Below are 26,853 nucleotides of genomic sequence, written 5' to 3'. Positions count from 1 at the left end.
GGAGCTCTCATTCCCCTGCACACCTCCGCGCGCCGCACAGCCCTCCTGCTCACCGCCGTATCCATCGCGCTGACCGCATCCGCCTGCGCCATCTCCGGAAACCCCGACGTCGGCACCCCCGCCACGGCCACCCGCACCGCCTCCGCCACGCCGACCGCCGAGCCGGCGCTGACGAAGAAGGAGGCCCTCGCCCAGCTCGCCCACTACTCCAAGATCAACAACGAGGCCAACGCCGACAACAACCGCAAGCTCCTCGACACCATCGAGGACGGCCCGCTGTACGCGATGTCGGTCGCGGACTACAAGCAGGACGAGGGCCTGCCCAAGACCGGCCGCGAGAAGTACAAGCCGTGGTCGTACAACCTTGCCTCCACCAACGTCTACATCCCCCGTTTCACCGCTGGCCAGCCCAAATGGTTCGCCGCCGTCACCTACAGCGGCAAGAACAACAAGTGCGCCCGCGTCCTGATCATGGCCGAGCAGCCCGAGACGCAGCGGTGGGAGATGGTCGCCGCCGCCGACCTCGACGATAAGAAGCAGGTCCCGAAGATCGCTCTCGACGCGGACGGCTACGCCACCGCCATCGACGCGACCTCCACCAAGGCCGTCGCCGCCCCGGCCGACGTACTGCGTGCCGCCGTGATCGACAACTTCTCAACCGGCGGCGACCTGACCGGAAGAAAGGTCTTCGCCACGACGAAGACATCGAAGCGGCAGATCAAGGTCCACGACGAGACGATCCACAAGTTCGGCAGCCGCGGCACCACCGAGTTCTCCTCCGCCGTCACCGAGTTCCCCGACAGCTACGCGCTCAAGACAGCCGACGGCAGTGCACTCGTGGTCCTCGCGCACACCCACACCCAGCGCGACGCCGTCGCCCACTCCGGGCTGCAGATCGTGCCGGACAAGGAAGACCGCGCCTGGCTCGGCACCACCCCGAGCCCGTCCTTCACCTACACGTTCACCTGCTCCGATGTGGCCACCGTCCCCACCACGCCGGGGAAGTCGCAGCTGATCGGATACACCTGCCGCCGAACCGCCGCAGAGGGCCTGTCCACCTCCATGTGACCACCGCAGCCCCGAGAAGACCTGTGGACGAGGAACTACCCTTGCATGTAACCGAGTTCGCCACCGCGCTCGCCGACCGCCTGCCCGGCCGGTGGCAGCCCGGTCCGGCGACCACGCTCATCGCCCAGGACGCCGCCAGCAACCGCATCTGGGACAGCGGCCCCCTGGCGTACACCGCCTTCGAAGCCGCCTACGTGCAGCGATGCGTGCTCACTTCCCCGCACGGACTCCAGCTGTACGTCATGCCCCGCCCCCACCGCCCGGTCCAGTACCTGGTGCTGCCGATGCTGCCCGCCGGCACCAGCCACGAACACGTCCAGGGCCTTGCCGATGCCCCGCGCGGCATCGCCGTTCCCGCGTATCCCGCCCGCGCCGCAGCCGCCGTACAACGCCGCTTCCTGATCGACTACCGTCTCGCGGCCATGCCGGCGTGGCGCCGCGCGAGTCCCGGCCGCCTGCTGGTGGAGATCCGGTTCGACGCAGAGGCCCGCCCGCGCATCACCTGCACCTACGGCCGCGCCCTCATCCACCTCCTCGCGTACGGCGGCTTCCTGCTCGACCCCGCCACGGGCGAATGCCACCTGCCGCAGGACCTCCCGCCCGAGCAGGCCGCACGCCAGCTCCACCGCAGCGTCGCACGCCTGGAGAGCCTCGACTTCACCGTGGCCGTCCGTCCCCCGCACAGCCCGGCACGAACCGCAGACCGGTCCGTGCCGCCACGGGCCGAGCGGCACCCGGGCAGGCGCCGATGAATCTTGCCGACGATGCCGCCATCGACGCTCGCCTGGCCTACTGGCAGCGCCACATCACAAGGACGGCCGCGAGCCTGGTGCCGCCGCAGACCGGTCCGGCACGCGCTGCCCTCGGGCCCGTGCTGGACCAGCTTGTCGCCGTGTACAACCTGGCGGGCGGCCTCGTCGCCGACCTGCGCCAGTCTGCCGACGGCTCCCTCGCGACGAGCGACGCGGGACGCGATTACCTGGCCCAGCTGGCCACAGCGCTCGCGCACAGCAACCGTGCCGCAACCCACCTGAGCACGGCTGTGATCGGCCTCGCCGACGCCCACCGGCTTACCCCGCTCCCCGGCACCGCCGTCCCCGTCGAGAGCCAGCTGGGCATCACACTCGGCCACGCCGCCGCGCTGCGCAGCCTGCACCGGGCACTGGCAGCCGTCACCAACCCACTCTCCGACTCTCAGCCCGGCACAGGGCCCGCGTCAGCGCCTGCTGTCGCCGAGCAGCACCGTCGGGCTGCCGACAGCACCGGCACCCAGCCCGTACGCCGCCACCCCTGAAATTCGGGGTCAACCACCCACCGTCCGAACGTCCTTGGAGCACTCCTGGCCACCCGTTCCTTCATCGCCCGGCCCACCGACACCGGGTACGCCGGCGTCTACGTCCACTGGGACGGCTACCCCAGCCACCACCTCCCCCTGCTGCTCGGCGCCCACCAGTACCACTTCGGCGGTGACCTCGACGCCCTGTGCCGGCACCTGATCGACGAGGCGCCCGACGGCTGGTCCCAGCTGGGCACCGACCTCCTCGACGGCGCCCCCGAACCCCTGCGCGCCGAACTCGTCGGCCGCGACGAACACCCCAGCAGGAAGCTCGACAACGTCCACGTCATCACCGTCGGCGCCGCCGAGCCCGAGCCGTGGACCGTCACCGAGAAGTCCCACCGGGGCCTGGACTGGGGGTACGTCCTGCACCCGCATGGCATCGAAGTCATCCCGCTCGACGCGGAGGACCGCGGTCCCGTCGTGGCCTGGGACACCGACCCCAGAGCCCGGTTCAGCAACAGCACCTACCGGTGGCGCCCCGGCCACCCGGTCCCAGCGACCCTGCCGCCCCGCACGACGCACTCGCCCATCACCCCCGCCCCTGCGGCGCCCACCGCCCGGACCGCTCCCCGCCGCTGACGCAACTCCCCTCACCCCGTTTACCTGTTCCGGAGAATTCTCTGCCCGCGCCATCCCCCACCAAGATCACCGACGGAGGACGTGGCCGCAGCCGCGTACCGGACTTCCCGCTGGCAATGCGCTCCAGGACGCTCTCGGCAAAGATCACCGAGTGAACGGACGCTGACTTCCTGTCAGTCACCGTCGGTAGGGTGGGTCAGATGAGCACGGGGAAGGGCAACTCCGCCAAGGACGCGGCGGTCTTCATCAAGCAGTTCATGCAGGACGCCGCCGACCTGGACGACGCCTTCAACAACAGCGCGAACCGCCCGAAGGAAGACCATAAGGGTGTCGAGCGCGAGTACGCGCTGAAGCAACTCATCTCAAAGTACGTCCGGGACAACGTGGAGATCCACCAGCGCGCGGGAGTCCAGGATATGGCCAGCACCGGCACACGCGAAGGATGGTTCCACGAACAGGACGTGGCGATCGTTGACAAGCGGGTTACCCCGCACGACGTGGTGAAGGGCAGCAACCAGGCGTACGTTGACCCGTCCGGAGTCCTCACTGTCATCGAGGTCAAGAGCACGCTGAACGGTGAAGAGGCCGTCTCGGCCATGAAGCAGATCGCCCTCGTCCAGACGGCTCCCCGGCGTAAGACCTTCGGCGACCGTCATCTTCGATTCCTGACCGGTACCGGACAGACCCACTACGTCCCCATCTCCGGCGGCATCTTTGCCTACAGGACAACCTCGAAGACCGTGGAGACCGTAGGTAAGTGGATCACCGATTGGTGCAAGGGAAACGAGACTCTCGGGATTCCGGGACGACCGCCCGAGGAGTGGCCCAAGTTCGTCACCATTCACAACTTCGGACATTTCTCCTGGTGTGACCCGATCACGGGACGGCCCGTTCCCTGGCCGCATGAAGGCAATGAGGTCCTCATGTGCAACAAGGCCACCCGAGCACATCACCCGCTGGTCGCCCTGCACAACCACCTCGCCTTTCTCATGCGCCTGTGGTGGGTGCCCGGCACGTTCTTCCACCTGGAGTCCTGCACGGGCCACCACGACCTGTGCGAGGGAGAGGAGATCTTTCCGCCCTCTGTCGTGGGCAATCCCGGCACCTGCACGCACGGGTGTCAGGAGTGTCCGGTCCTCGGCCCGTGCGGAAGGCGTCGCGGACCCGGCTGAGTGAACTCCGATGTACTGCTCCGGATCCCACATCGGGCCTCGCCGCCTAGGCAGCAACCCCGCGTGGTCGACGGCCGCGGCACCCACAGCGCCGGCACCTGGCTCGAAGGCGGATGGATGGTCCGATCCCTGGGCCCGCCCCTGGCGCACGCATCGCCATCTATAACCGTGGATCCCCGGTTACCGAAACCGGGGATCCGTCGCGACCATTAATGCACCACCCCGCCCCACGAGACCCACGGAGAGCTCATCCATAACGCACCATCCACGACATGCTGTTGCCTCACGCCCGGAAGACCGCAGACGGCAGGCGCTACTCAGAGCGACCGCCGGGGGAATCCCAGCGGGACGTTCTGCTCATGATCGGCGGCCACAAGCAGAGCTCATCCCGCGCGGAATTCGCCGTTTCCGCAGGAGACCGTGCTCACGAAGTCGCGGTCCCTACAATCCGAGCTATAGGCTCCGCGGTTTCACGAGCACTTCCGCGTAATCATGAGCAACGGCAACACTCGGCTACTGTCAGTTGTCGCCCTTTAGCGATCTTCCGGTTTGGCCGACGCGGCGCCGTCACAGACGGCACCGGTGACCCACCGAGTCCCGACCCCCGGGTCCAGCCGCCGATTACGCGGCCTCGGGGCGGGGCCCGACCGGGCCCCGCCCCGAGCGGACACGCCGGTCGCCCCAAGCTCGTGATCGGGGGGCTAGATGCGTGACTTCCGCACCGAGTGCCATGCCGACCCGGCCAGCGCGCGAGCCGACCGGAACATCGCGAGTTGTTCGTGCCGGCGGTACAGGGCCCAGTTGTACTGGACCAGCGACAGCTTGTTCGATGAGAGCGACCCGGCCCGCTGCGCCCGGTACACCGCCAACGGCTCCAGCAGCGCCCGCGCGAGAGTCCCATCCCGCATGATCGACAGCCAGAGCGCGTAGTCCTGCCGCTTCGGCATGTCCGGCATCAGCCTCGTACCGACCACCCTGCGGTCGTACATGGCGGTCAGGGCACCGATGTGGTCCTGGACCAGCATCGCGCTGTAGTCCACGCGTTCCGGTGCCCACACCACACGTCCGTTCGGGATGAAGTCGGCGGCCTCGCCCGCGAACGAGGCGTCCATCTTGTAGTAGGAGGTGAACGTCAGGGGCGTCCCGGCAGTCGCAGCGAAGGCGAGCTGTTTCTCGACCTTCGTCGGAAGCCACAAGTCGTCGCTGTCGAGGAAGGCGACGTAGTCACCCCGGGCCCGCGCGATGGCCAGGTTGCGGGCCCGAGCCGCGCCCCCCTGCCGGACCGCTGCCTCCGGCAGGACCCGCTCGTCCTGCCGCGCCAGCTCTCTCAGCAGATCCATCGACCCGTCCGAGGATCCGTCATCCGTGATCAGCAGTTCGAGATCGGTGTGGGTCTGCGCCAGCACCGACCGAACCGCGGGCCCGAGCGTGGCCGCCGAATTGTGCACAGGCATCACCACAGAAACCAGGGGCACAGCGGTGCTCCTTACCCAGATTGGAGTCGTCATGGACGTTGTTGTCGCCGGTCAAGGCTACGTGGGCCTGCCGCTCGCCGTGCGCGCCACCGAGGTCGGCCATCGCGTCGTCACGGCGGGCGCATTCTGCTCATGATCCGCCGACGTAAGCGGTGCTCATCTCACACGGAATCCAGCGAATGCGCAGAACCCGCTGCTCACGAAGCCGCGTTCCCTACAAAGCCGAGCGATGTGAACGAGGCGGTCTGATGCACGCCTCCGCCACCCGGGCCGCCCTTAACTACCTGGGCCGGCGCCTGGACGAACTCGCCGACGCCTTCCCCACCAACGCCGCGGCGGTCGACGTGGTCACGCTGACGGACGACATCAACGTCCTGGCCCACCATCTTGAGTACGCCACCGAGCGCGCGCAGGAACGGTTCACCGTGCCGGAGACGGTCTACCTTCCAGAACGGGTCGCCTTGGCTCGGCTCGCCGAGGCCGCTGCCGGGATCGCGGGCGCCCTGAACGTGCTCACCGAGGCCCTGACCTACGCAGCCACCGGCTTCCACCGGGAGGCCCTGCCGGACCTCGCCGCCTCCCCGCTGCGCAACGACCCCGAGATCATGCGGGGCATCGCAGCCGAGAAATACGCCGAGGCCGCCGCCCGGCTTCGCGAAAACGCCACCGCCCTGCGCCCAGCACCCGCCCCGGCGCCACCTTCCACACCGCCTTCGGCCGCGCTACGGACGCAACCGCCTGCCCATGCCGGGCCTCAGCCCCGGCAGCGATTGCAGCGCTGACCCCATCGAAAGAACCCCGCATGCCTTCCAAACCCCCCGCCGAAATCACGCTCGCCCTGAGTGCCAGCGCCGGCATCGTCGCCGTCGCTCACGGCGAGCGGTACCGGTGGGCACAGACCGCACTGAAGCGCATCGGATTCCAGCGCCGCGACGACGGCACGTTCGCCAAGGCGGTCAACAATCCGCAGACGTCGCGCGACGCCGTGCACCAGCTGATCCCCACCGCCCGCCGCCACCAGGCCACCGTCACGGCCAGCAACAGGCGCTACCTCGTCGACGTCGCCGACGAGATAGCCGCCCACCTGCCGGGCACTTGGAGCGCCAAGGTAGAGGTGCACAGCCACCCTGTGTGGCAGCACGACCTGCTCCCGTGGCTGTGGGATGCCGGCGAACTGATCCACGCCGTCCAAACCGAGCGGCTCCCCTACACAGCGATCCTGACCGACGACACGGCGATCGAACTGCTGCTCACTGAACGGCCCGGACACCAACACCACTACCTGCTCGGCGCCTTCGCCCCGAACGGCTTCGATGAACACGTCGCGAAGACGAGTCCGCCGAACAGCATCGTCCTGCCCGTCGCGCCCGAGCAGGCCGCTCACGCGATCGCCAACCGGTTCCTGCCCGCCTACCACTACGCCCTTCACACTCGGCGCAAGGCCACCGTCGCCTTCGCACTCGAGCGGATCCGCGAGGAGTACGACGCCCGGCAGGCGATCAAGGAATTCGGCCGCTTCAGCGACGGCAGCCCCATGAACCCCGACCACATCCCGGACCTGGAAGGGCAGTCCGCCGACTTCACCTGGCAGGAGTTCCGCGACGTCCTCACCCACGCACCGGCCCTGCTCGATCAGTGCCGCCCCGCCACGACCTCCTGGCCCGAAGACGCCGCCGCGCTGGACCGCCTACGCGAAGCCCTGGCGCAGGGCACCGGGATCCTGGCCGACTGGAACGCCCGTCTGGACGACCTCCGCCAGACTCCGGCCGCAGTGCCGGCCGAGACGTACGGGGACGCGAAGGCCGAGCGCGACGCGCGCATGATGCCCGTGATCGAGGCATGGATGGCCGACCGCGAGGTGTTCCTGCTCCAGGCCCGCGCCGACGCCCCGCTCCACCCACTCGCCGCACACGACCACGCTGTCCGCGCGCTCCCGCCAGTCCCTGCCCACGCTCCCGGTGCGAGTTCCGCGCGCCGGTGACCCGAGAAGAAGGACCCCGCACCTGTCTGACCACTTCCGCTTCAGTGCCCACCCCGAACACGGCTTCGTGGCCATCGCCACGGCGAATATCCCCCCACACCTGGCCCACTGGTTCCTGGTCCGTGAGCAGTTCGAGCCGGTCCCCGATACGCCGGGCCTGTACCGGCTGACTCATCCCGAGAAGGACGGCCTGCGTCGCGCCCGCCAGGCGGTGAAGGACCTTCGCCGCCACGGCTACCAGGTGCACACCGAGCCCGTCCTCGACCCCGGCCCGCCTCAACCGACCGTGCAGCAGGGGCTGGCGACACCCCGCGCCCGCATCGCGCAAGCCGCTGCACGCCCTGCGTACCTGCCTCCCGCTCTCACCACCACGCCCGTCCCCGGCACCGGTATCGGTCCCTCCTCCAAACCCGGGCGAGGCAGGTGAGCATGACCAGCACACCGATCCGCATCCTCCGCGGCCCCGGTGGCGAGGTTGAGGTCGCGGGCCCGTACGACGCCTTCGCGGCGAGCGTCCTGGCCCGCGCCGGATTCGAGACCTACCCCACCCTGCGCGGGCAGTGGGTTCGTCTCCCGTTCGACCTGGGCCGCGCCTGGGAGAACAAGCGCGCCACGTGGGCGGCCGACATGCTCACCGCCGCCCGCTACAACGTCGACCTCGACCCGGACCTGCGCAGCAGCCCGCCCGGTACGCCGCCCGCCACCGCATCACCGCCCGCGGTGACCAGTGAACCCACCACCGTCGTCCCATCTGTTTCCACCCCAGCGACTCCTCGGTCCCCTCAATAAGGGAGGCCACTGCTGGTCCGAGGCCGACACGCCCACGTCCCCGTGGACGTCGCCACCACCCCGCTTCCCCTCCCTCACCTCTGAAAGGCCCTTCCGCCTTGCCCCACCCGTCTTCGTCCGTTTGGGACCACCACATCGAGGACTGCGCGGTCTGCACCTCACCCGACCGCGACGAGCCGACCCTGCTGCGCTGCGCCGTCCTCACGCTCCTGCAACACGGCGTCTTCATGGCCGAGGACGACATCCCGCTGGCCGAGATCCTCAGCGACGGCGGCCACTACCTGCGCGGCCTGGCTTCGTCCCTGGGCGGCGACGAGACAACTCCGGTGCCCAGGACCGAGGACTGGCCCTGGGTCGACGCCGAACTGCGCCTGGCCGTCGCCCGCGCCGCAGGTCTGGACGCCGTCAGCACCCTCGATGCCCGTATCGACGGCGTCCTGGCCACCGCTGCCCGCAGGACCCCGCGGCGCCAGGCGGATCTCCTCGAACGCGCCGCCGAGCAGTTCGCCAAGCAGCACGCACCCGCCTCCCGCACCCCCTGACCCCGCTGGCGCCCGCGCCGCCCCCACACAAAGGAGAATTCCCGCCCATGGCCGTCCAGAAGACCTGGACCGTCGTCCACGCCTGCGGACACGAGATCACGCGCGACCTGTCCGACCGCCCTGCCGACCGGCGCGCCGGATTCGCCCGCTGGCTCACCGAACGCGACTGCACCGACTGCTGGAAGGCCGCCCGCGACGGCGACAGTGCCAGCACGAAGGAGTGGCTCGCCGCCCGGCGCGCCGAAGAGAAGCAGGCCGCCGCACAGTGGACCGAGAGGTTCGAGATGCCGCCACTGGAGGGCACCGAACGCGCCCAGGACTGGGGCGAGCGCTGCCGCCACCAGCTTGTCACCCGCGCGTATGCCGCCCTGGTCACCGAGGGCACCTGGGACGAGACCGACTGGGTGGTGCTGGAGGAGAAAATCCGCACCGTCACGCGGGCCGGGTGGTGGATCGACCAGCGCGAGGCCGAGGGCACCGATCTGCCCGAACTCCTCGACGCCGCCACCGAACACGACCGCGGCACCGAAAACCCGTTCCGGTAGCCGACCCGCGATTATACCCGACGATCCCCGGTTACCGAAACCGGGGATCCTCCGGAGCATTGAGCCTCCCACCGCCACCCCGCGCCGCTCGTGGAAGGAGCCCTGCTGTGCCCGACGCTCCCGGCCCCTCGCACATACCCGCCGCCTGGAGATCCTCCCTTGAGACGCTGACCGCCAGGCGGGACATCACCCACGCCCACTTCACCCCCGGCGACACCGTCGTGATCCCCACCGGCGTCGCCAACGGCCGCCTGTCAGGCGACGTCATGACCATCGTCGCCCCCTCCTGGCACACACCGACGGACGAGGACGGCTGGCGGCTGCGCAACCCCAAAGGCGGCGAGCGCACCTTCGTCACCGCCCATCCCCGCTACATGATCCACCTCTCCCGCCACTGCCCCGACTGCCTGATCCACCGGCGCACACTGGAAGACTACGTGCTGCCCAAGGTGCCCTTCGGGAGCGGGTCCTTCGACTGCGGCTGGTACTCCCTAACCCACCTCAACCAGCTCGTCCACGTGCACGACGCGCGAGGTGGCCGGTGACCCTCCCCACCCGCCGCCCCGGCCGGGCCCTGACGCTGCTGCGCGCCGGCGCCGACGCACCGCAGCCACCCCCGCCGTTCACTGGCCCGCGCAGCTGGCCGCCAGCCTGAGCGAACTCGACGCCACCTGGCAGGAATCCGCACAACTCGCCCAGCTGTTCCAACGGCTCGCCGACGAGGCAACCGGGCCACTGGCCACCGCGCGCGGCCTCGTCGAGCACGCGGCGCACCGCCTCGGCGCCCTTCCCGACGCCTACGGCCCCGCCTGGGAGCACCAGTTGGAGTAGATCGCCCGCCGATTGCTCGGCATCCAGCAGGACCTCGGAACCATTGCCGCAGACCTGGCTGCCACGCCTCATCAGACGGCTCCCGCCCCCGCGTTGCCCGTCGCCCAGACCACGGCAACCTCCGCACGTTCTCCATCAACTCCCTAGAAATTTAGTGCCCGTTGCGGATGGCCGACCGGCCCACACCCAGCCCCGCCCGGCAGGCGTGCGCGCCCAAGACCGGCCTGAGCGAGACGGAAGCCTCAGCCGACTGCGCCTGCCCGCCACTCCGCATCCCCACCAGCCCCAGTGCTCTCACCACCGCGCCGGCCTCCACCGGTCGCCGGAGATGACCCACCCCTCTTGCCCCGAGGAGACTCTTGCCCGCCCCCGACGACTCCCTCGCCTCCTTCGCCGCCGTACTCGCCGGCGAACTGCCCGGCCAGTGGAGCTGCCAGTACCACCCGGAACATGCCAGCACCTCCGACGACGAGCTGACCGCCGATGTCTGGGACATGGACCAGGTCGCCGACGCCCTGGCCGAGCACCCCGTCGACCACTGCGCGGTTCTCAGCCGAGATGACGGCACGCGGCTGTTTGTCATGGAACACACGGGCCACGACGACGGCTTCCTCATCGCCGCCATGGCCCCGACAGACCTGCCCGCGGAGGCGTTCCGAGGGGTCCGCCAGCCCGACGGCATCGCCGTCGACGCGAACCCCTTCCGTGCCGCCAAGCACGTCTCGTTGCGCCTGCTGCCCCGCTACGACCAGGCCCTCGCCCAGGTCCGAGACAACGCTTCCCGCCTGCCGGCATCCCGGACCCCTGGGGAGCAGCGTGTGGTGATGACCTGGTCCGGCAAGGACATCGTGACCTCCGAGCCCGACCGGGACGACATCGCCCAGATCCTGACGGAACACGGCTTCGCCTTCGATGCGCCCCGGCACCTGTTCGTACTGTCCGAGGGCCATACGTCCCAGGTGGCCGCGTCCGTCCGCGCGGTGGGGCACCGTCTGGCCGAGCTGGGAGTCGGAGCAGTGCTGCTGCCCCGCCGTCCCGGCCGGCCCGCGCTGGACACCACACCGGCCCAGCCACCCGTCGCACCGGCCCCGTATCGCACCCGCTGAAGAGCTGGGCGGGGACCTTCAAGGAGCTTCACCGCAACAGGAGATCCGTCTCATGGGAAACCGTGCCGACGACGAAGGCACCGACGTCGAGACCTACCGCAAACCCCTGACCGACACCGTCCACGCCGACACCCCCACAGGCGCACCCGAGCAGCCCCTCGCGCTGCTCGACAACCTCGGCTTCGAACGCAAAAGCCGCCCAGCCCGCAGGCTCGTCTGGGTCCGACCAACATCTGGCACGAGGTCCCCGACCACCTCGGCGAGGACGAAAAAAGCAGCTCGCTTCCCGCGCCGTTCCCTCACTTCTCATGGCCGGGTACGTCGTCCACATCCCCGACTATCTCTTCGACGCAGCCGCCTACCGCAGCGCCGCCGCCGAGATCCGCGCCCAGCACGCCGCACCGACCACACCCGCGCCCCCAGCCGGGGCGTCCTCCCGGGCCCGCAGCGTCCGCCGGCTGACGTCGCCCAGGCCCTTGGTCCGTCCTGCAGGAGCCCCATGCCCCACCCCACCATCCCCTATGTCCTGGCGGCGCCCGGTTATCTCGCCGGCGGCGGCGACTGGGAACACCTGACCGAGTGGCTGCTGCGCGGCCACGGCTGGCGGGACGTGTCCACGCTCGACCAGCACACCGCCCTGGCCAGCCCCGACGGGCGCCTGCACGTCGCCCTCAGCCGCCGGGCGGCCTGGACCTGGAGCCTGCGCGCCGCCACCTCTCACGGCCAGGACTGGGCAGCGCTCCTCGGCGCGCACATCCCCGTCGAGTACGTCACCGAGCTCGTCAACACCATGCTGCGACCGGCCTTGGGCCACGACCCTGATGTCCTCGGCCCGTTGCACGCGGCAGGCTGGACCACGGACGCCGCCGCTCCCACGCCCACCGCCGTGTCACCGGACGGCCTGGTCCGCTTCGCGGAGGAGACCGCACTCAGCCCCACGCGCGGGCCGTGGCACGCCGCCTGCACGGTTGACGGACATACCTGGTGGACGGCCGCGTTCAGCACCCACACCCCGCCCGGCGTCGTCGCCGCGTTCACCCGCGGCCTCGCCTCCGATGACCCGCTGCTGCGGATGGCCGTCGGAACACCGCTGTACGGATGCGGGCCCTACACCCGCCTGACCCAGACCCTGCACGGATACGACGACGAGCAGGCCCAGCTCGAAGCACGGATCACCGCAGCCCGTGGCCACTGCCTCGCCGCCGCACCGCCGCCCTCCTCCCGGCGCGCGCCCCGCACTCGCTGACCGCCCCGCCCACTCATCACCCCCACCTCAGGAGCTTTCCGTACCACTCACACCCCGCCGAACCCCACCGCCGATCACAGCTGAACGTCCGCCCCGCCTGGCTGTCGTCTTCTTCCGTCGATACCTGCGTGCCCTCGTCCTGAGCCCTCGTGATGGGGCCAACCCACTGGCCACCGGGCGCCCCGAATCCGCCCTGGACGATTCCCGCCGCCTCGGCCACCACAGCTAACTCCCACGCCCCCGCATCCCGACCAGGAGACCCGTGACCGACCCCTCTGTTCACCCCGTGAGATTCGCCCAGGAGATCGCCGACCAGATCGGCCAGCTGTCCGAACATCTCGCGCTCGCACCGCCGCGCGAGGCCGCCCACATCCTTGCCACCGTCCTCGACCAGGACGTCGGCGTCCTGGGCCGGTTCACCGCTCTGATGGGCGCCGGCTCCCGGTTCGCCAAGCACCACTCCGAGCGCGGCATCCTCCCGCCCGAGGTCTGGCTGGCGGTGGGCCGCGCCGCCAACGAACTCCACAGCATCGGCCAAGACCTCGACGAGCACGTCGAACAGCTCGACGCCCTCGCCAACCCAGCCACCCCGACCCTGCCGGCAACACCGAAACCGGCCGCTTCGGCGCTCGTCGTCAGGCGGCGCCGATGAAGAAGCAGTGGGTCGGCTGAGGGCCAGGGCAACAGCCCGAGCAGCACTACCTCATCCAGCCCCGCCATCTCGCCGGTGGCGGCGACCTGCGGCACGTCACGGAGTTCCTGCGCGCCTCGGGCTGGAAGGACAAGTCCACCAAGGGGGGCCGTATCGTCTTCGACAGCCCTGACCGTGCGGTCCGTGTCGGCTACGACCCGTTCACCCAGCCCGGCGGCTGGACGATCTCCGGCAAGCCGACCGCGCAGCAGCACGCGTGGCATGCGACCTTCGGACGACAAGTACCTGTGGAAATCGTCGCCGGGTTCACCGACGCGCTCACCCAGCCGCGCTCCGCGCACGCACCCAACGTCTGGGCATCGCTTCAGCAGCAGAGCTGGACAACTGAACGCGATGGGCAGTTCACCGCGACGAGCCCGGACGGCGACGCGTTCGTGCAGTTCTACTCCGACGGGGCCGGGCAGGCCCACTGGTTCGCCGGAGCCAGCACCGAGCACGGCCGGAGCTGGGACGCGACGTTCACGCCGACCACCCCGATGCATCTCATTCAGGCATTCGCCACCGCTCTGGCCGACCCACGGCCGGTGATGCGTCCGCGCGGGCACGTCCCGCCCTCCCATCGGATCCGCACCACCTCCGTCTCCGTGCTGCCCTCCGAACTCGGCGCCTGGCAGCAGGCCCGGATCACCGCCGCCCACGCCGCGACCTGGGCGCGCAACTCCTGGGCTACCGCCCGGCCCCGACTCACCCCCGCGAGCCCCTACTCCACAGCAGGCAGCACACGCCGTCGCTGACGACACACCGTGGCCATCCGCACCGCCCTCACCCAACCCGACAGGGCCGACGCGCCCCCACCCGCGGTCTTCCACCCGGGCCCGCCTCCCTACTCACCCCGAGGACCCTTCATGCCCGACCACTTCCCGGACGACGTCAGTCCCACCCCCGACGACATCCGCGACGCCGCCGAGACCCTGTCGCAGCTCACGGAGTATCTGCGCACCAACCCCAACCTGCGCACGGCACTCGCCCTCATAGAGCCGCTGCTCGACGAATACGCCGGCCTTCCCATCCAACTCGGCGACACGCTGCGGGCCTTCGCCCGAGCCCTCACCGACAACCCCACCATCCCGCACGGCGCTGCCCTCACCCTCGTCGCCGACCTGCGCAGCGCAGCATGGGAGCAGACCGGCCAGCACAGCCTGCACTACACGCTCGACGAACTGCGGGCCATCCTGCACTCCGAACTCGGTACTGCACAGGGCCGTTCGTGACGCACGCGGATCGGCAGCTGATCGAGTGCTCCGCCCAGCTCTCCTGGCGCATCCCGCACGACAACCAGTCCGTGACCCGGCTGGGACCGGTGACGCCCGCTATCGCACGCCCACCGGCACACTGACCAACGCCGTTCAATCCGAGCGGACTGGCAGCGGCCTGGCTCCCTCTATTCCTCTCTCATCAACAGCCCAGTGACCCACCCCTACTTCCCCACCCGCGCCAACGAGCCACACAACACCATCTGGTTCGAGACCCGCCCTCGGTACCTGGCCGGACGCGGCGATCCCCGACGCATCAGCCAGACGCTGCGCGCCGCAGGGTGGAAGAACCATTCCGACCCGGACTATCCCCACGTCCTCCTGGCCAGTCCCGACTACCAGCACACCCTGGTCCTGGAACCCGGACCAGAGCCGTACGCCGCATGGTGGCGCATCCGCGGCGGACCTGAAGCGCGGCGCTGGTACACGGAGTTCGGCGGCAACACCCCTGTCGAGATCCTCGCCTCACTCACCGACGCTCTGCTTCAGCCGACACCCGAGACCACCCCGGACGTCTGGTCGGCCCTCACCTCGGCGGGCTGGACCTACGAGCGCGACGAGAACGGCAACGAGACCGCCGCGCATCCGGACGGCATCCTGAGCCTGCGCCGCTGGACCATATCCCCCGCCGAGCGCTTCTTCTGGACCGCGGAAGCCACCGTCGCCACCGGGCTCGGCGGCCGTAACCGGCTGTGGCGCGCTTCCCTCGACGACAACATGCCACAGCATCTGATCGCCGCGTTCGCCGCCGCCCTGGCCAGCGACGAGCCCGTGCAACGCGGCCGGTACGACGTTCCGCACTCCCATCTGGTCAGCCAGCATCAGCGCGGACCGCAGGGCGACCAACTCGCCGCCGCCCACGAGGCGCGCCTGAAGGCCGCCCGCGTCGCTGCCCGCAAAGTCCGACGCAGCGCCGCGCCACCGGCGCAGAGCGGACCAGCCCCTGCCACCGCATCCCCGGTCACCGTCCGGGGGCGCTGACCAAGCCGGGGCGGCCCGGCCACCCGGCTCACCACCCACCCTGCCCCCGCACCAGAACCTGCACCCGGAATGCCTTTGATCCCCACCACGCCCGCCCCGAACGAGATCCACCAGCTGCAGCTGGACCAGTTGGACGCCTTCCTGCGGGAGAGCGAACTCATCCTCGCAGCCTGGAACATCTACTCCGACCAACACACCGACCTCGACGGCTGGCCGTACGACGATGACGCCTACGGTCTGCGTGCCGCCCAGCGCGACGCCGACACAGCCGACGCGTTCGAGGCCGTCCGCGAGCAAGCGCACCAGCTGCTGGCCACCGCCGAGATCCAGCTCGCCTCCCTGCCCGCCCGCGCGGTGCAGAACCGCTGGGTGTGGCAACTGGGCACGCTGCGCGACGCACTCGCCCGGCTCGACGCCCTGCATGACGAGTGGCTCCAGACCCTCGACAGCCTGCCCGCCGACACTCGGCCCGGGACCGAGGTCTTCGACGACGCGCTCGCCGCCCACCATGCCGAGGCGTGGAGCTCACTCGACGACTGGGCCACCCACGGACACATCATCCGTGACATTCACGCCGCCGCCCGCAACGCGCCCTCAGCCCTGGCCCCGGCGCCGACCACGACCGCAGCCTCCGTTCCCGGCCGGCACAGCCCGGCGCGGAGGTGACGGTGTCCCGCACCGTCCCTGTCGCGTACGTACGCGGAGGAGGACCGCAGGCGCCGCGAGGCCGCCGAGACCCGTAACCAGGCCGAGCAACTCGTCTACCGTCGCCCCGCGCCACCTCGCCGGCGTGGGCGACAGCAGCCTCGTTCCTAGCCCGCGACGCGACGGCATCACCCGGCACCACGTCACCGCCTACCCGGCCGCCCGTGGCCCCGGCAGCCCGCATCCGGTAGCTGCCTCGCCCCTCGACTCCCGCATCACAGGAACCGCACCCTGTCCAATAACTCCGCCAACAGCACCGACGGCTACGACATCGTCCTCCGACTCCTCCTGGCAGTCCTCGCCGTCTTCGTTCCCCTCTCCCACCTCGCCTGGCTGTCCGGCAACATCACCGCCTACCTCACCGGGGGGACCTGGGCTCCCTACCAGCCGACCGTCGCCCTGCTCCACCCCGACCAGCTCTGGCCCAAGGCCGAAGAAACGTCCCTGCTCATCGGGACCCGCATCGTCCCGACCGTCGTCCTCCTCGCACTCGGTGCCACAGCCGGTGTCCTGTGGGCCCGCCACAAGAACCGCAGCGGCGGCCGGAAAAAGATCAACGGAATGGCCAAGCCGCGGGACATCGAGCCGCTCATGGCCAAAGCGATCACCGCCAAGGCCCGATCCCTGCGCCCAAGTCTCAAGAACGCCAAACACGTTGAAGCCCGCGACACGGGCATCCTCCTCGGCAACCTTCAGGGGACCCGTCATGAGGTGCGCATGGGGTACGAGGACGTCGCCGTCGCCATCATGGCGCCGCGCTCCGGCAAGACCACCAGCCTCGCCATCCCCTCCATCCTCAACGCCCCCGGCCCGGTCCTCCTGACCTCGAACAAGGCAGCAGGCGACGCCTTCACCGCCACCTACGCCGCCCGCGCGAGCGTAGGGCAGACGTGGGCCATGGACCCACAGCAGATCGCGCACGCGGCGCGCGAGATGTGGTGGAACCCCCTCGCCGACGCCAAGTCCCTCGACGGCGCGGGCAGACTGGCCGGGCACTTCCTCGCCGCTTCGGTGGACGCCTCCCAGCAGGGCGACTTCTGGTCCAAGGCCGGCAGCAACATCCTGTCGCAGTTGTTCCTTGCAGCAGCGCTCGACGACCGCCCGATCACGGACGTCATGCAGTGGTTGGCTTTCCCCGCGGACCGCACGCCGCTGGACATCCTCCGGGACCACGGCTTCACCGCCGTCGCCGCGCAGCTCAAGGGCACCGTGGAAGGCCCGCCGGAGACGAGGGACGGCATCTACGAGACGGCTCGCCAGTACGCCGCCGCGCTACTGAACAGCGAGATCGCCGCCTGGGTCACCCCGCAGAAGGACGTCCCCGAGTTCCGGCCGTCGGAGTTCGTCAACTCCACCGACACGCTCTACCTGTTGTCCAAGGACGGCGGAGGAGGAGCGTCAGCATTGATCGCCGCATGCGCGGACTCCGTGATGCGCGCCGCAACCGCGCAGGCCGAACGCGCCGGCGGACGGCTCGACCCACCGATGCTCGCGATCCTCGACGAAGCCGCCAACGTCTGCAAGATCAGCGACCTGCCCGACCTGTATTCCCACCTCGGCAGCCGCGGGATCATCCCGGTCACCATCCTGCAGTCCTACCGCCAGGGCCAAAAGGTCTGGGGCGACGCAGGCATGGACGCCATGTGGTCCGCCTCCACCGTCAAGGTCATCGGCTCCGGCATCGACGACCCAGACTTCGCCGACAAGCTCTCCCGACTGATCGGCGACCACGATGTCGAGACCACCTCCACCTCCCACTCCGAGTCCGGCACGTCGACCTCTGTGTCGATGCGGCAGGAGCGGATCCTGCCCGCCGACGCGATCCGCGCACTGCCCAAGGGCACCGCGCTCTGCTTCGCCACCGGCATGCGGGCCGCCATGCTCGACCTGCGCCCCTGGTACCTGGAGCCCGGCGCCGACGAGCTGGCCGCCGCATCCGCCCGCGCCTCGAAGGCCATCACCGCCCGCGCCGTAGCCAAGGCAGCGCCGAAACAGAGTGACTTCGGGCCTGCGGCCTAGGAACGGTTGACCGATCCTGAGCGCCCTGTTCCTCCTCAACTTCCGTCAGGAGATGGCTCATCGCCCCGTACGAACCCAGCGATCTCGACGATCTGACTGTGGGCGCTGCGCTCGACGCGGTCATCGCCGACATCCGCGAACACCGCATCGCTGGCGGCCCCGGTGGCTTCTTCACTGCCCTGCGCCACATCGAGCTGCTCGGCCACCTCGCCATCCGGCTCGCCGGAGACGCCCACCACCACCTCAACGAGGGCCAGCAGACCTCCTCCGCCCGGCATCCGGCCGAAACCCTCAGCCAGACCGCAGGACATATCGGCCATGCCGTGGCCCACTACACCCTGGCCCTCACCCCGCTCGCCGCACTCGCACAACCCGGCGCCCCGACCACCCTCGACTGGCAACTCGACGCGATCGACCGCCACAGGGACCTGCACGCGCACCTGAGCCACGCCCACCAGGCCCTGGACGAGGCCCGCGCCTCCCTGACCAGCCTCAACCCCGCGCTTGAGTCCAAAGGCTCCCCTCCACCATCGCCCACCACAGCGGCGCGCACCACCCCGCGCCCGCCCCGCCGCTGACCCCACCACCCGGACTGCCATGGCCATCACCGACCACCACGACGTCTTCATCGGCTCGACCGACGACGGATGGACCTTCGTCATCGTCAACCGCCCTATCCGCAACGCCGCCCGCATGCTGACCGGGGCGGGCTTCACCGCCCACGAGCACCAGGGCCGCACGCTCTACCTCCTGCCACCCCAGACTGGCGAGGACGCGCACGAACGCGCCGGTGTCGCGGCCTACGGGCTCATGGCCCACACCATGGACCTCGTCGACCTCGCCCGGACCACGCGCCACCCCAGCGCCAACGGTGCCGAGCCCGAGGCGACCATCCGCTTCCACGACGGCACAGTCACCGCAACCGCCTGCACGGACAGCGCCGGCGATGTCCTCGCCCAGTACGGCTTCACCCCGACCAAGTCGTCGCAGGAGTACACGCTGCCTGCTGGGCTGAGCGAGGCCGACGCCGTGAAAGCGGTCGTGCGTGCCGAGACCCACCTCTACTCCTACGGCCTCCGCGTGCGCGTCGACCTCGGGATGCCGACCCTCCAGGACATCCCGCCCGCGCCCTCGCGCCCTCCGTCCGCGCCTGCGCCGCCTTCCCCGGACCAGGCCCAGCGGCGTCGCCGCTGACCACCACTTCCCCTTCCCCGGAACAGCACCATGCAACAGATCGATCTGAACGCCGAGATCGCCCGCCTGCGGCAGCTCGGCCGCGACTTCGAGGACCTGCACAGCGAGATCCGCTCCCTCACCCTCACGCCCGGCACCGACGCCCGGCAGCAGCTCACGTCGAAGATTGTGGCCACCCACGGGCTGGTCCAACGTGCCATGGAACGCCTCGGCGCCCTCGACGGCAGCCATTACACCGCTGTCCCCGGTAGCCGCCCGTCTCTGGAGGCGCTGGCCTCCGTCGTCTTCGCCGCCAGTCTCGCCGCCTCCGACCTGGCCTGCGCGCTGGAAGCCAATCCGCTGGAGGGTGCCGCATTCCCTGGCCCGCCGGCCGATGAAGCAGCCGTGCGCCAGGCCCGGCACGCGGAGGCAGTCCCGGCCATGGCGGAGCACCTCGCTAACGCCGCCCACCAGCTCGACCTGGCCCACACCGGCTGCTACTACCTCGCCAGCGGCATCACCCGGGACCTGAAGCAGCACGCCGAACAGGACCAGAGCCAGACGACCCCGCCGCCGAAGATCACGGACAGCCAGTACGCCGTCCTCGGCTGGCTGTCCGCAGGCGGCGGCACCCGCTACGTGATCAGCCGATACGGCGTGCTCAAGGCCATCGACAAGGACCGGACCACCGTGAACGTCGCCACCCTAAACTCCCTGATCAAACGAGAACTCGTCGCCGTGGACACCACGACATCCCTGCACCAGGGCCAGCGCCTCGACGTCACCGCCGAAGGCCACCGAGCCCTCGCCCACCACAAACCCGCCACGGCCGCCGCTCGGGCGACGGCTGTGCCACCTCCTGCGACGAAACAGGCTGCGGGACTCACGCGATGACCGGCACCACCCCGCCCAGCTTGCCGTCTCGTTCGGCGGAGTGCGGGAGCACCCAGCCCTGCGGTCCCGGCGAACCGCCGTTTCCCGCCTCGGAGTTGTCCGCCATCGTGCGCCGCCTGAGCTGGCAGCAGCGCGCCGCCCTGCGGGTCCTCGCCCGCACGCCCAGCCGGGTCCGGCTGCGGAGCAACGGCTCGCCGTACGTGGACACCCAGACCTCGTCGCACATCGCGATCACCACGTGGCACGCCCTGGAACGCAAGGGCCTGGCCTACCGCGACCACACCGCCCACCCCGCGTCCCTTATCGGCCAGCGCCTGGCCCTGACCGACAAGGGACTGGCCGTCCTCAACCACCTCGCCCAGGCCACCTTCCCGTCCTCGGCCACCCAACTCTGGCCACCAGCTCCGCCGCGGCACTTCACCGCACACCCCACAGGTCAGCACCGCAGCGCACCGAGTACCCGGCGCCGCTGAGCGCCCGGGCCCGCGAAGCCCGCTTCTCCGCCCCGCCCGCTTCACGTGGCCAACCGCCATGCCGGACGGACGACTTCCCTCGCCGGCACCGCGTGGACGGTGCCCGGCTGCCCCTCTACTGATCCCCCCTCTCCGGAGTCCCTCTGTGCCCAATCCGCCTTCTGCCACGGAGGTGTTGTCGGTCTCCGCCGCTGACGGCACTGCGCTGTCCGTCTACCGCGACACCCCAGCCCGCCCGCGGTCCGACGGCGCGACGATCGTGCTGGTGCACGGCGCGTCGGTCACCGCGGACCTGTGGCGCCTTCACACCCGGCACCTGACCGGCCTGGGCTTCAACGTGCTGCGCTACGACCAGCGCGCGCACGGCAACACCCCGCGCGGCCAAGCACCGCTGACCATCGAGCAGCTCGCCGACGACCTGCACCACATCCTGCGCGCCCTCGCCCCCACGGGACCACTGGTGCTCGCCGGCCACTCCCTCGGCGCCCTCATCCTCCAGGAACTCGCCGCCCTGCACCCCCAGCTCCGGCCCCGGATCCGGGGCATGGCTCTGCTGTCGGCCACCGCCCACGGCGCGAGCGTGCTGCCCGGCCGCAGCCCGCGCGCCCTGCTACTGGCCGCCGGACGCAGCCTGTTCGCCCTGACCTGCACCCACGCACCCCAGGCCGTGGACTGGGTGCGACGCCTGCTCCCCGATACTCACCGCTACACCCTCACACCCCGCCCCGGCACCGGACCGGACGACAAACCGCTGCCGTGCCGCCACGGCGTACGCCACACCCCCACGGCCGATCTCGCAGCGCTTTGGCAGTCCCTGCGCCGCTACCGGGCGAGCCACCTGCCCGTGCTGGAGCAGCTCGGCGGGCGGCTGCTGCTGATGGCCGGCGCAGACGACCAGCACATCCCCGCCGCTCACACCGCACAGCTGGCCGACCGCCTCACCGGCGCCCGCCTGGAGATCCTCCCGCGCACCACGCACGCCCTGCCCATCCGCCACCCCGCCCTCATCAGCGCCCGCATCGCCCACCTCGCCGCCGGGCCGCACTCTGACTCTCACCTCCCGAAGGACCCGTCATTTCCGAACTTCCCGCTTTCAGAGCCATTTCACTAGGCGCCGGGATTCAGTCCAGCGCTATGCTCGCCCTGTCAGCCAAAGGAATTCTCCCGAAGGTCGACTACGCGATTTTCGCCGACACAGGCTGGGAGCCCGGGGCCGTCTATGCGCACCTGGACCGCCTGGAACGTGAGATAGCCGAACCCGCAGGTATACCCGTCCTGCGGGTCTCCTCGGGAAACATCCGTAAGGACGCCCTGGACCCGGACCACCGCTTCGCGTCCATGCCGCTCTACGTCCTCAACAAGGATGGAAGACCCGGTATGACCCGGCGCCAGTGCACCGGGGAATACAAAATAAAGCCGATCAAGAAGAAGGTCCGGGAACTCCTCGGCTACCCCTATCCGGCACGCATTCCCAAGGGCGTGTTCGTCGAGCAGTGGGTCGGCATTTCCACCGATGAATTCCATCGGGCCAAGGACGCCGATGTGAAATACATGCGCAACCGGCATCCGCTCATCGACATGGGCTGGTCGCGATCCGACTGCCTGCGCTACCTGACCTCGCTCGGACTGGCCGATACGCCGAAATCGAGCTGCCTCGGGTGTCCGTTCCACGGAAACGCCCAATGGCGGCATATCCGCGACAACTCCCCTGAGGAATGGCAGGACGTGGTGGAGTTCGACGCGGCCATCCGCAAGGGGAACGCCCGCGCCAACGCCACCGGCAACAGGCTGCTCGGTGAGGCGTTTCTCCACCGCTCCCGCGTCCCTCTCAGCGAAGCCCCGATCGACCACGTCACTGCCGCCGAATGGGCGGCAATGCAGCAGGAACTCACCGACACCGAAACAGACTTGGAGGAGCTGGAGCAGGGCGTCATCGACGGCTGTTCCCCGTGGGCCTGCCGCGGTGAAGTCGAACCGGTGCAGGACGACTTCGGACTAGCGTCTTGATCACCCTGGACCTGTTCGCGGGACCAGGTGGATGGAGCCACGCTCTGAACGTCCTCGGTGTACGGGACGTGGGCCTGGAATGGGACGAGTGGGCCTGCAAGACCCGTGCGGCAGCAGGGCAGTTGACGATTCGCACAGACGTGGCCATGTATCCCATCTGGCCGTTCCTCGGACGAACCGTGGGTCTCATCGCGAGCCCTCCGTGCCAGGCGTGGTCGATGGCCGGCAAGCGCCTCGGCCTGGTGGACCAGCCGCTGGTACACCAGGCCGTCGCGGATCTCGCCGCCGGGAGGGACACCCGCGAGAAGCTGCTCGCTGCCTGCCGGGACGAGCGCAGCCTGCTGGCCGCCGAGCCCATGCGCTACCTGAACACCCTGAACACGGTGGGCGAACCGGAGTGGGTCGCCATGGAGGAAGTCCCCGACGTCCTGCCGCTCTGGCGCCAGTACGCGGCCATTCTCCGCCGCTGGGGATTTTCCGTGTGGACTGGCATCCTCAACGCTGCCGACTACGGCGTACCCCAGACGCGAAAGCGCGCCATCCTGCTCGCCTCCCGCGTCCGTACGGCCGAACCGCCCGCGCCCACCCACGCCCAGGTTGCCGAGCCCGAGTCGCTGTTCGGGCCAGGCCGAGCCCGATGGGTGTCCATGGCTGAGGCCCTCGGCTGGGGCGCCACCGACCGTCCCGTCCCCACCGTGTGTGCCGGCGGCGGACCAGGAGGCGGCCCCGAACCCTTCCCCTCCGGCTCACGCAAGACCCTCTCCGACGCACGCGACCGGGGCACCTGGGCACCCCGCGCCGACGGGATCGTCCTGCAGTCCCGCCGGGAAGGAGCAAGCTGGGCCGCCCGGCACGGAGTCCGGGACAACCGGCTGGCCGATGCCCCCGCTCCGACCTTTACGGCGGAGACGCACCGCTGGTCCTGGTCGCTGCGCAGCAACAACCAGGCCAACGCCACCGTCAGATCAATCGAGGAGCCGGCCGGGACGCTGTTCTTCGGGCACCGAGCGAACGAGTGCACCTGGATCGCCGAACCCATCGGCACCCCGCCGGAGAACGAGACGGAGGCCAAGCCGCCCGCGCCAGAGCCGATCCGGATCACCGCCCGCGAGGCCGGCGTCCTCCAGACCTTCCCCGCCGACTACCCGTGGCAGGGCAACAAGGGCCAGCAGTTCTCCCAGATCGGCAACGCCGTTCCCCCGCTGCTCGCCGGCCACCTCCTTGCCCCGCACCTGCGCGTGCCCCTCAACCCCGACGACTTCACCCTGGCTGTCTGATGCCCCGCACCCCGGCCCCCGACGAACCCGAGGACGACCTCGACGACCTGCCCGACACGCATCCGCCCCAGCCCGTGTACTACGCCGAGCAGGCCCTCCTCGGCGCCCTCCTCCTCGAACCCCACCGCCTCACCGACATCGCCGGGATCGAGCCAGACTCGTTCTCCAACTACGCACACGGCGCCCTGTTCGCCGCGATGCGCGCCCTGCCAGCCCCCGACCCGGACCAGCACGCGCAGGACACCAGCTGGCTGGACGCGGTGCTCACCGCCGCCCGCGAGCATGCCCGCGGGCTTACCGCCTCCTACCTGCACACGCTCATCCAGGTCTGCCCGTGGCCCCGGCATGCGTCCGCATACGCACGGATGATCGAGACCGAGCATGCCCGCCGTATCCTGCGTGCCCACGCCGAGCGCCTCTCGCTGACGGCGACGGACGTCACGCTCCCGCACCCAGTGCCCACCACCCTCGCCGAAGCCGACGCCCTGGCCCGTGCCGTGGACGACATCGCCGCCAGGTTCCCGTCGCACTCCGGCTCCCTGCCCCGTACCCCCGCACCCGCGCCGATGGCTGCCCTCGGGGACGCCGAGGAGGCAGTCGATGAGGAGCGGCTGCTGCTCGCGACCGCGACGGCGCACCCGGCAGACGTCGAGCAGATGCGGTGGCTGAGCACTGACGACTTCACCCACTCCCTGCACGCCGGGCTGTGGCAGTGCCTGACCGCTCTGACCCGGCGCCGTGCCCCCGTCGACCCGGTCACCGTCCTGTGGGAGGCCCAGCAGCGTGGCCTCCTCGTATCCGGGGCCGAGCCGGCCGAGCTGCTCGACCTTCTCAGCGCACCGGCCGGTTCCGCTGAGTACTGGGGCGAGCGGATCCTCCAGCGCTCCGTCCTGACCACCGCGCATCGAGTGGGCCGACGTATCGAGGCGTTCACCGATGACCCGGCGACCGCCCCGTTCCAGCTCATCCTCGGCAGCCGCCGCGCGCTCGCCGAACTGTCCGCCGTACGCGCCCGCTGGCACCACGCCACGTCACTCGCACCCACGACCACGTCCACGCGCACCAGGGCCACGGCACCGCCCCGGGCCGGCCCGCCACGGACCACGGCACCCCCCGCCCGTATCTCCCGCTGATCCCGAACCCGCCGGTGGCCGGGCCTCCAACGGTCCCGCCACCAGCAGAAGCGAGCACCCCTTCGTGACGTCCCCCTCCTCCGACGCGTATGTCCGCCTCGACGCCCACCCCACGCACACCAGCGCCGTGACCGCCACGATCACCGGCCCTCAACGAGAGCCAGCCCGCGCTGCGCTGACCGCCCACGGCTTCGAGGCCCTCGACGACGACACCCTGGTCCTAGCCCGCATCGACCATGAAGAGCCCTACTGGGCCGAGAAGGCCGCACAGGCCCTGACCGCAGACGGTTTCACCACCGAGATCACCCCTCGGCTCCGCGAGGCCATGGAGGAGGAGTGGACCTGGGCCAACTACCCGATGCGCTGGTGTACCCGGACGGAGATCCGGGAGGTGTCGAACGAAGCCCAGAAGATCCACGATGACATCCGCCACGGCCGGCTCATCATCCACGCCCACGCCGACGACAGCGGCACCACCGTCGCCATCGGCACCTACCGCGATAGCGGCAAAAGCGTCTACCTCCACGGCGAGAACCACCTGCGGCAGATCGCCGACACCTTCGACTCACCCGCAAAGGCCCTCACAGCCTTCGAACGCCTCCACGGACACACCATGCGGCCCGGCCCCGCGCCTATGACCGACACCGAACGCGCCGCCACTCAAGCCCGCACCTCGCTCGACCCACCCGCCCCAGAACCCCAACCACCCGCACAGGAACCGGAGATCGTGCCCGCCTACGCCGCCGATGCCGGTGACCACGAGACCCTGCTGCACGACTTCCTCAACGAGAACGGCGACTGGGAGAAGTACCGCACCTGGGACGACAACACCACCATCGCCAACCACGAATCGCTCACCCTGCGCGCCCTGCTCGACCACGACGCCGAAGCCTGTGACACGAAATGGACCTTCGCCGCGTACGAATCACCCGTCAGCGACCGCATGTGGCACATGACCATCGCCGCCGCCACACCCGCCCCCATCCTGAATACCCTGCTGACTGTCATCGCCGCCGGTGACGCGTGGGAGACAGCCGTCGGAAGCCCGGTCATCGAGAAGACTGTCACCGCGGTCACCCGCCCGCTCACCGACGCAGGCTGGACGCATACCGTGGATGGACGCTGGCTGCGCTGGCAAACAGCCCAGGACGACGCGGGGGTGCAATTCGACGCCTTCGCTGCCCAGACCCCCCACTCCACCCTCTCCACCTGGACCATCTGGGCTGGCCCCAACATCAACCACCCGGCCTGGGCCATACACGCCTCGGCCCACACCCCTGCCAGCCTTCTCGCCCACCTCGCAGAAGAACTCGCCCACGGAACCGGCACCCGGCGCAGCAGCCCTCCCCACACCACGCACCGCACCAGCCGAATCACCGCCACGCCCCCGCCTGCGGTACCACCGACCGCTCCGGCTGCAGGCCCTCGACGCTGACCCTCCTGGAGTTGGGCGACGTCCGCCTGGACACTCGCGTAACCCAGTCGCGGCTTGGTACCACACTCCGCGGTGGCCGGGAATTACTCATCGCGCGCCTCTGAAGATCCCCCGCTCC

32 protein-coding genes are annotated in these 26,853 nt (G+C 70.1%); 30 read left to right on the top strand and 2 right to left on the bottom strand.

From position 1 onward, the window contains the following. Window positions 1-9: 9 nt before the first annotated feature. From IE262_RS26080 to IE262_RS26070, 3 genes are read left to right on the top strand one after another with little or no spacing between them, the layout of a single operon-like run. A complete protein-coding gene (locus IE262_RS26080; RefSeq protein ID WP_189877167.1) occupies window positions 10-1,068 on the top strand; it encodes a DUF8094 domain-containing protein in 1,059 nt (352 codons plus the stop codon). A gap of 41 nt (window positions 1,069-1,109) precedes the next feature. Further along, complete coding sequence (locus IE262_RS26075; RefSeq protein WP_189877036.1) at window positions 1,110-1,820, top strand: hypothetical protein; 711 nt, start codon at window positions 1,110-1,112, stop codon at window positions 1,818-1,820. After that, entirely contained in the window at window positions 1,817-2,362 is a 546-nt protein-coding gene (locus IE262_RS26070; RefSeq protein WP_189877034.1) for a hypothetical protein, read from the top strand. The genes IE262_RS26075 and IE262_RS26070 overlap by 4 nt, the downstream gene beginning before the upstream one ends. Window positions 2,363-2,371: 9 nt before the next feature. Here IE262_RS26070 and IE262_RS26065 read toward each other — a convergent pair whose 3' ends face one another. Continuing rightward, window positions 2,372-2,689 (bottom strand): hypothetical protein, encoded by a 318-nt coding sequence (locus IE262_RS26065; protein ID WP_189877032.1) that lies wholly within the window; start codon window positions 2,687-2,689, stop codon window positions 2,372-2,374. A gap of 497 nt (window positions 2,690-3,186) precedes the next feature. Between IE262_RS26065 and IE262_RS26060 the strand changes: the two genes are divergently transcribed. Then, the gene (locus tag IE262_RS26060; RefSeq protein WP_189877031.1) at window positions 3,187-4,158 is read left to right on the top strand and encodes a DUF6602 domain-containing protein; all 972 of its coding nucleotides are present in this window, start codon (window positions 3,187-3,189) and stop codon (window positions 4,156-4,158) included. 701 nt (window positions 4,159-4,859) lie between these two features. Here IE262_RS26060 and IE262_RS26055 read toward each other — a convergent pair. Next, window positions 4,860-5,633 (bottom strand): glycosyltransferase family 2 protein, encoded by a 774-nt coding sequence (locus IE262_RS26055; RefSeq protein ID WP_189877029.1) that lies wholly within the window; start codon window positions 5,631-5,633, stop codon window positions 4,860-4,862. A gap of 248 nt (window positions 5,634-5,881) precedes the next feature. Here IE262_RS26055 and IE262_RS26050 point away from each other — a divergent pair, with 248 nt between their 5' ends. The 26 genes from IE262_RS26050 (at window position 5,882) to IE262_RS25930 (ending at window position 26,735) form a co-directional block, all read left to right on the top strand. After that, on the top strand, window positions 5,882-6,415 hold the full coding sequence (locus IE262_RS26050; protein WP_189877027.1) for a hypothetical protein: 534 nt from the start codon (window positions 5,882-5,884) through the stop codon (window positions 6,413-6,415). Between the two features lie 20 nt (window positions 6,416-6,435). Beyond that, window positions 6,436-7,614: a hypothetical protein gene (locus IE262_RS26045; RefSeq protein ID WP_189877025.1), complete on the top strand. Its 1,179-nt coding sequence runs from the start codon at window positions 6,436-6,438 to the stop codon at window positions 7,612-7,614. A gap of 67 nt (window positions 7,615-7,681) precedes the next feature. Beyond that, window positions 7,682-8,041 (top strand): hypothetical protein, encoded by a 360-nt coding sequence (locus IE262_RS26040; protein ID WP_189877023.1) that lies wholly within the window; start codon window positions 7,682-7,684, stop codon window positions 8,039-8,041. 2 nt (window positions 8,042-8,043) lie between these two features. Further along, window positions 8,044-8,403, top strand: coding sequence for a hypothetical protein (locus IE262_RS26035; RefSeq protein WP_189877021.1), 360 nt, complete (start codon window positions 8,044-8,046; stop codon window positions 8,401-8,403). Window positions 8,404-8,501: 98 nt separating this feature from the next. Further along, the gene (locus tag IE262_RS26030) at window positions 8,502-8,945 is read left to right on the top strand and encodes a hypothetical protein (RefSeq protein ID WP_189877019.1); all 444 of its coding nucleotides are present in this window, start codon (window positions 8,502-8,504) and stop codon (window positions 8,943-8,945) included. Window positions 8,946-8,992: 47 nt separating this feature from the next. Further along, entirely contained in the window at window positions 8,993-9,490 is a 498-nt protein-coding gene (locus IE262_RS26025) for a hypothetical protein (RefSeq protein WP_189877017.1), read from the top strand. Window positions 9,491-9,597: 107 nt separating this feature from the next. Then, window positions 9,598-10,035, top strand: coding sequence for a hypothetical protein (locus IE262_RS26020; protein WP_229877476.1), 438 nt, complete (start codon window positions 9,598-9,600; stop codon window positions 10,033-10,035). Further along, entirely contained in the window at window positions 10,025-10,321 is a 297-nt protein-coding gene (locus tag IE262_RS26015; protein ID WP_189877015.1) for a hypothetical protein, read from the top strand. Before IE262_RS26020 ends, IE262_RS26015 begins: the two co-directional genes overlap by 11 nt. Before the next feature lie 359 nt (window positions 10,322-10,680). Next, window positions 10,681-11,427 (top strand): hypothetical protein, encoded by a 747-nt coding sequence (locus IE262_RS26010; protein ID WP_189877013.1) that lies wholly within the window; start codon window positions 10,681-10,683, stop codon window positions 11,425-11,427. A gap of 499 nt (window positions 11,428-11,926) precedes the next feature. Then, complete coding sequence (locus IE262_RS26005) at window positions 11,927-12,673, top strand: SPDY domain-containing protein (protein WP_189877011.1); 747 nt, start codon at window positions 11,927-11,929, stop codon at window positions 12,671-12,673. 286 nt (window positions 12,674-12,959) lie between these two features. Beyond that, entirely contained in the window at window positions 12,960-13,325 is a 366-nt protein-coding gene (locus IE262_RS26000; protein ID WP_229877475.1) for a hypothetical protein, read from the top strand. A gap of 53 nt (window positions 13,326-13,378) precedes the next feature. Next, on the top strand, window positions 13,379-14,119 hold the full coding sequence (locus tag IE262_RS25995; RefSeq protein WP_229877494.1) for an SPDY domain-containing protein: 741 nt from the start codon (window positions 13,379-13,381) through the stop codon (window positions 14,117-14,119). Window positions 14,120-14,230: 111 nt separating this feature from the next. Continuing rightward, on the top strand, window positions 14,231-14,596 hold the full coding sequence (locus IE262_RS25990) for a hypothetical protein (protein WP_189877007.1): 366 nt from the start codon (window positions 14,231-14,233) through the stop codon (window positions 14,594-14,596). After that, window positions 14,593-14,721 (top strand): hypothetical protein, encoded by a 129-nt coding sequence (locus IE262_RS40225; RefSeq protein WP_268249579.1) that lies wholly within the window; start codon window positions 14,593-14,595, stop codon window positions 14,719-14,721. The genes IE262_RS25990 and IE262_RS40225 overlap by 4 nt, the downstream gene beginning before the upstream one ends. Window positions 14,722-14,791: 70 nt before the next feature. Beyond that, entirely contained in the window at window positions 14,792-15,619 is an 828-nt protein-coding gene (locus IE262_RS25985) for an SPDY domain-containing protein (protein ID WP_229877474.1), read from the top strand. Between the two features lie 69 nt (window positions 15,620-15,688). After that, window positions 15,689-16,285, top strand: coding sequence for a hypothetical protein (locus IE262_RS25980; protein WP_229877473.1), 597 nt, complete (start codon window positions 15,689-15,691; stop codon window positions 16,283-16,285). Between the two features lie 270 nt (window positions 16,286-16,555). Next, window positions 16,556-18,343 (top strand): type IV secretory system conjugative DNA transfer family protein, encoded by a 1,788-nt coding sequence (locus IE262_RS25975; RefSeq protein ID WP_189877159.1) that lies wholly within the window; start codon window positions 16,556-16,558, stop codon window positions 18,341-18,343. Window positions 18,344-18,441: 98 nt separating this feature from the next. Beyond that, on the top strand, window positions 18,442-18,921 hold the full coding sequence (locus IE262_RS25970) for a hypothetical protein (RefSeq protein WP_189877005.1): 480 nt from the start codon (window positions 18,442-18,444) through the stop codon (window positions 18,919-18,921). 19 nt (window positions 18,922-18,940) lie between these two features. Beyond that, on the top strand, window positions 18,941-19,537 hold the full coding sequence (locus IE262_RS25965) for a hypothetical protein (protein WP_189877003.1): 597 nt from the start codon (window positions 18,941-18,943) through the stop codon (window positions 19,535-19,537). Window positions 19,538-19,567: 30 nt separating this feature from the next. Next, window positions 19,568-20,410, top strand: coding sequence for a hypothetical protein (locus IE262_RS25960; RefSeq protein WP_189877001.1), 843 nt, complete (start codon window positions 19,568-19,570; stop codon window positions 20,408-20,410). 107 nt (window positions 20,411-20,517) lie between these two features. After that, window positions 20,518-20,883, top strand: coding sequence for a hypothetical protein (locus IE262_RS25955; RefSeq protein ID WP_189876999.1), 366 nt, complete (start codon window positions 20,518-20,520; stop codon window positions 20,881-20,883). A 145-nt stretch (window positions 20,884-21,028) separates the two neighbouring features. Further along, on the top strand, window positions 21,029-21,994 hold the full coding sequence (locus tag IE262_RS25950; protein WP_229877472.1) for an alpha/beta fold hydrolase: 966 nt from the start codon (window positions 21,029-21,031) through the stop codon (window positions 21,992-21,994). Window positions 21,995-22,017: 23 nt separating this feature from the next. Then, window positions 22,018-22,890 carry an adenine nucleotide alpha hydrolase family protein gene (locus IE262_RS25945; RefSeq protein ID WP_189876997.1) on the top strand — a complete coding sequence of 291 codons (873 nt, stop codon included), beginning with the start codon at window positions 22,018-22,020 and terminating at the stop codon, window positions 22,888-22,890. Beyond that, the gene (locus IE262_RS25940; protein ID WP_189877157.1) at window positions 22,890-24,167 is read left to right on the top strand and encodes a DNA cytosine methyltransferase; all 1,278 of its coding nucleotides are present in this window, start codon (window positions 22,890-22,892) and stop codon (window positions 24,165-24,167) included. Before IE262_RS25945 ends, IE262_RS25940 begins: the two co-directional genes overlap by 1 nt. Further along, on the top strand, window positions 24,167-25,300 hold the full coding sequence (locus IE262_RS25935) for a DnaB-like helicase N-terminal domain-containing protein (RefSeq protein WP_189876995.1): 1,134 nt from the start codon (window positions 24,167-24,169) through the stop codon (window positions 25,298-25,300). Before IE262_RS25940 ends, IE262_RS25935 begins: the two co-directional genes overlap by 1 nt. Window positions 25,301-25,364: 64 nt before the next feature. Continuing rightward, window positions 25,365-26,735: an SPDY domain-containing protein gene (locus IE262_RS25930; protein ID WP_189876993.1), complete on the top strand. Its 1,371-nt coding sequence runs from the start codon at window positions 25,365-25,367 to the stop codon at window positions 26,733-26,735. The last annotated feature ends 118 nt before the right edge of the window (window positions 26,736-26,853 follow it).

The sequence above is a fragment of the Streptomyces bluensis genome, from assembly GCF_014650715.1.
Classification (GTDB): Bacteria; Actinomycetota; Actinomycetes; order Streptomycetales; family Streptomycetaceae; genus Streptomyces; species Streptomyces bluensis.
This window is presented reverse-complemented; position numbering and strand designations above follow the sequence as displayed.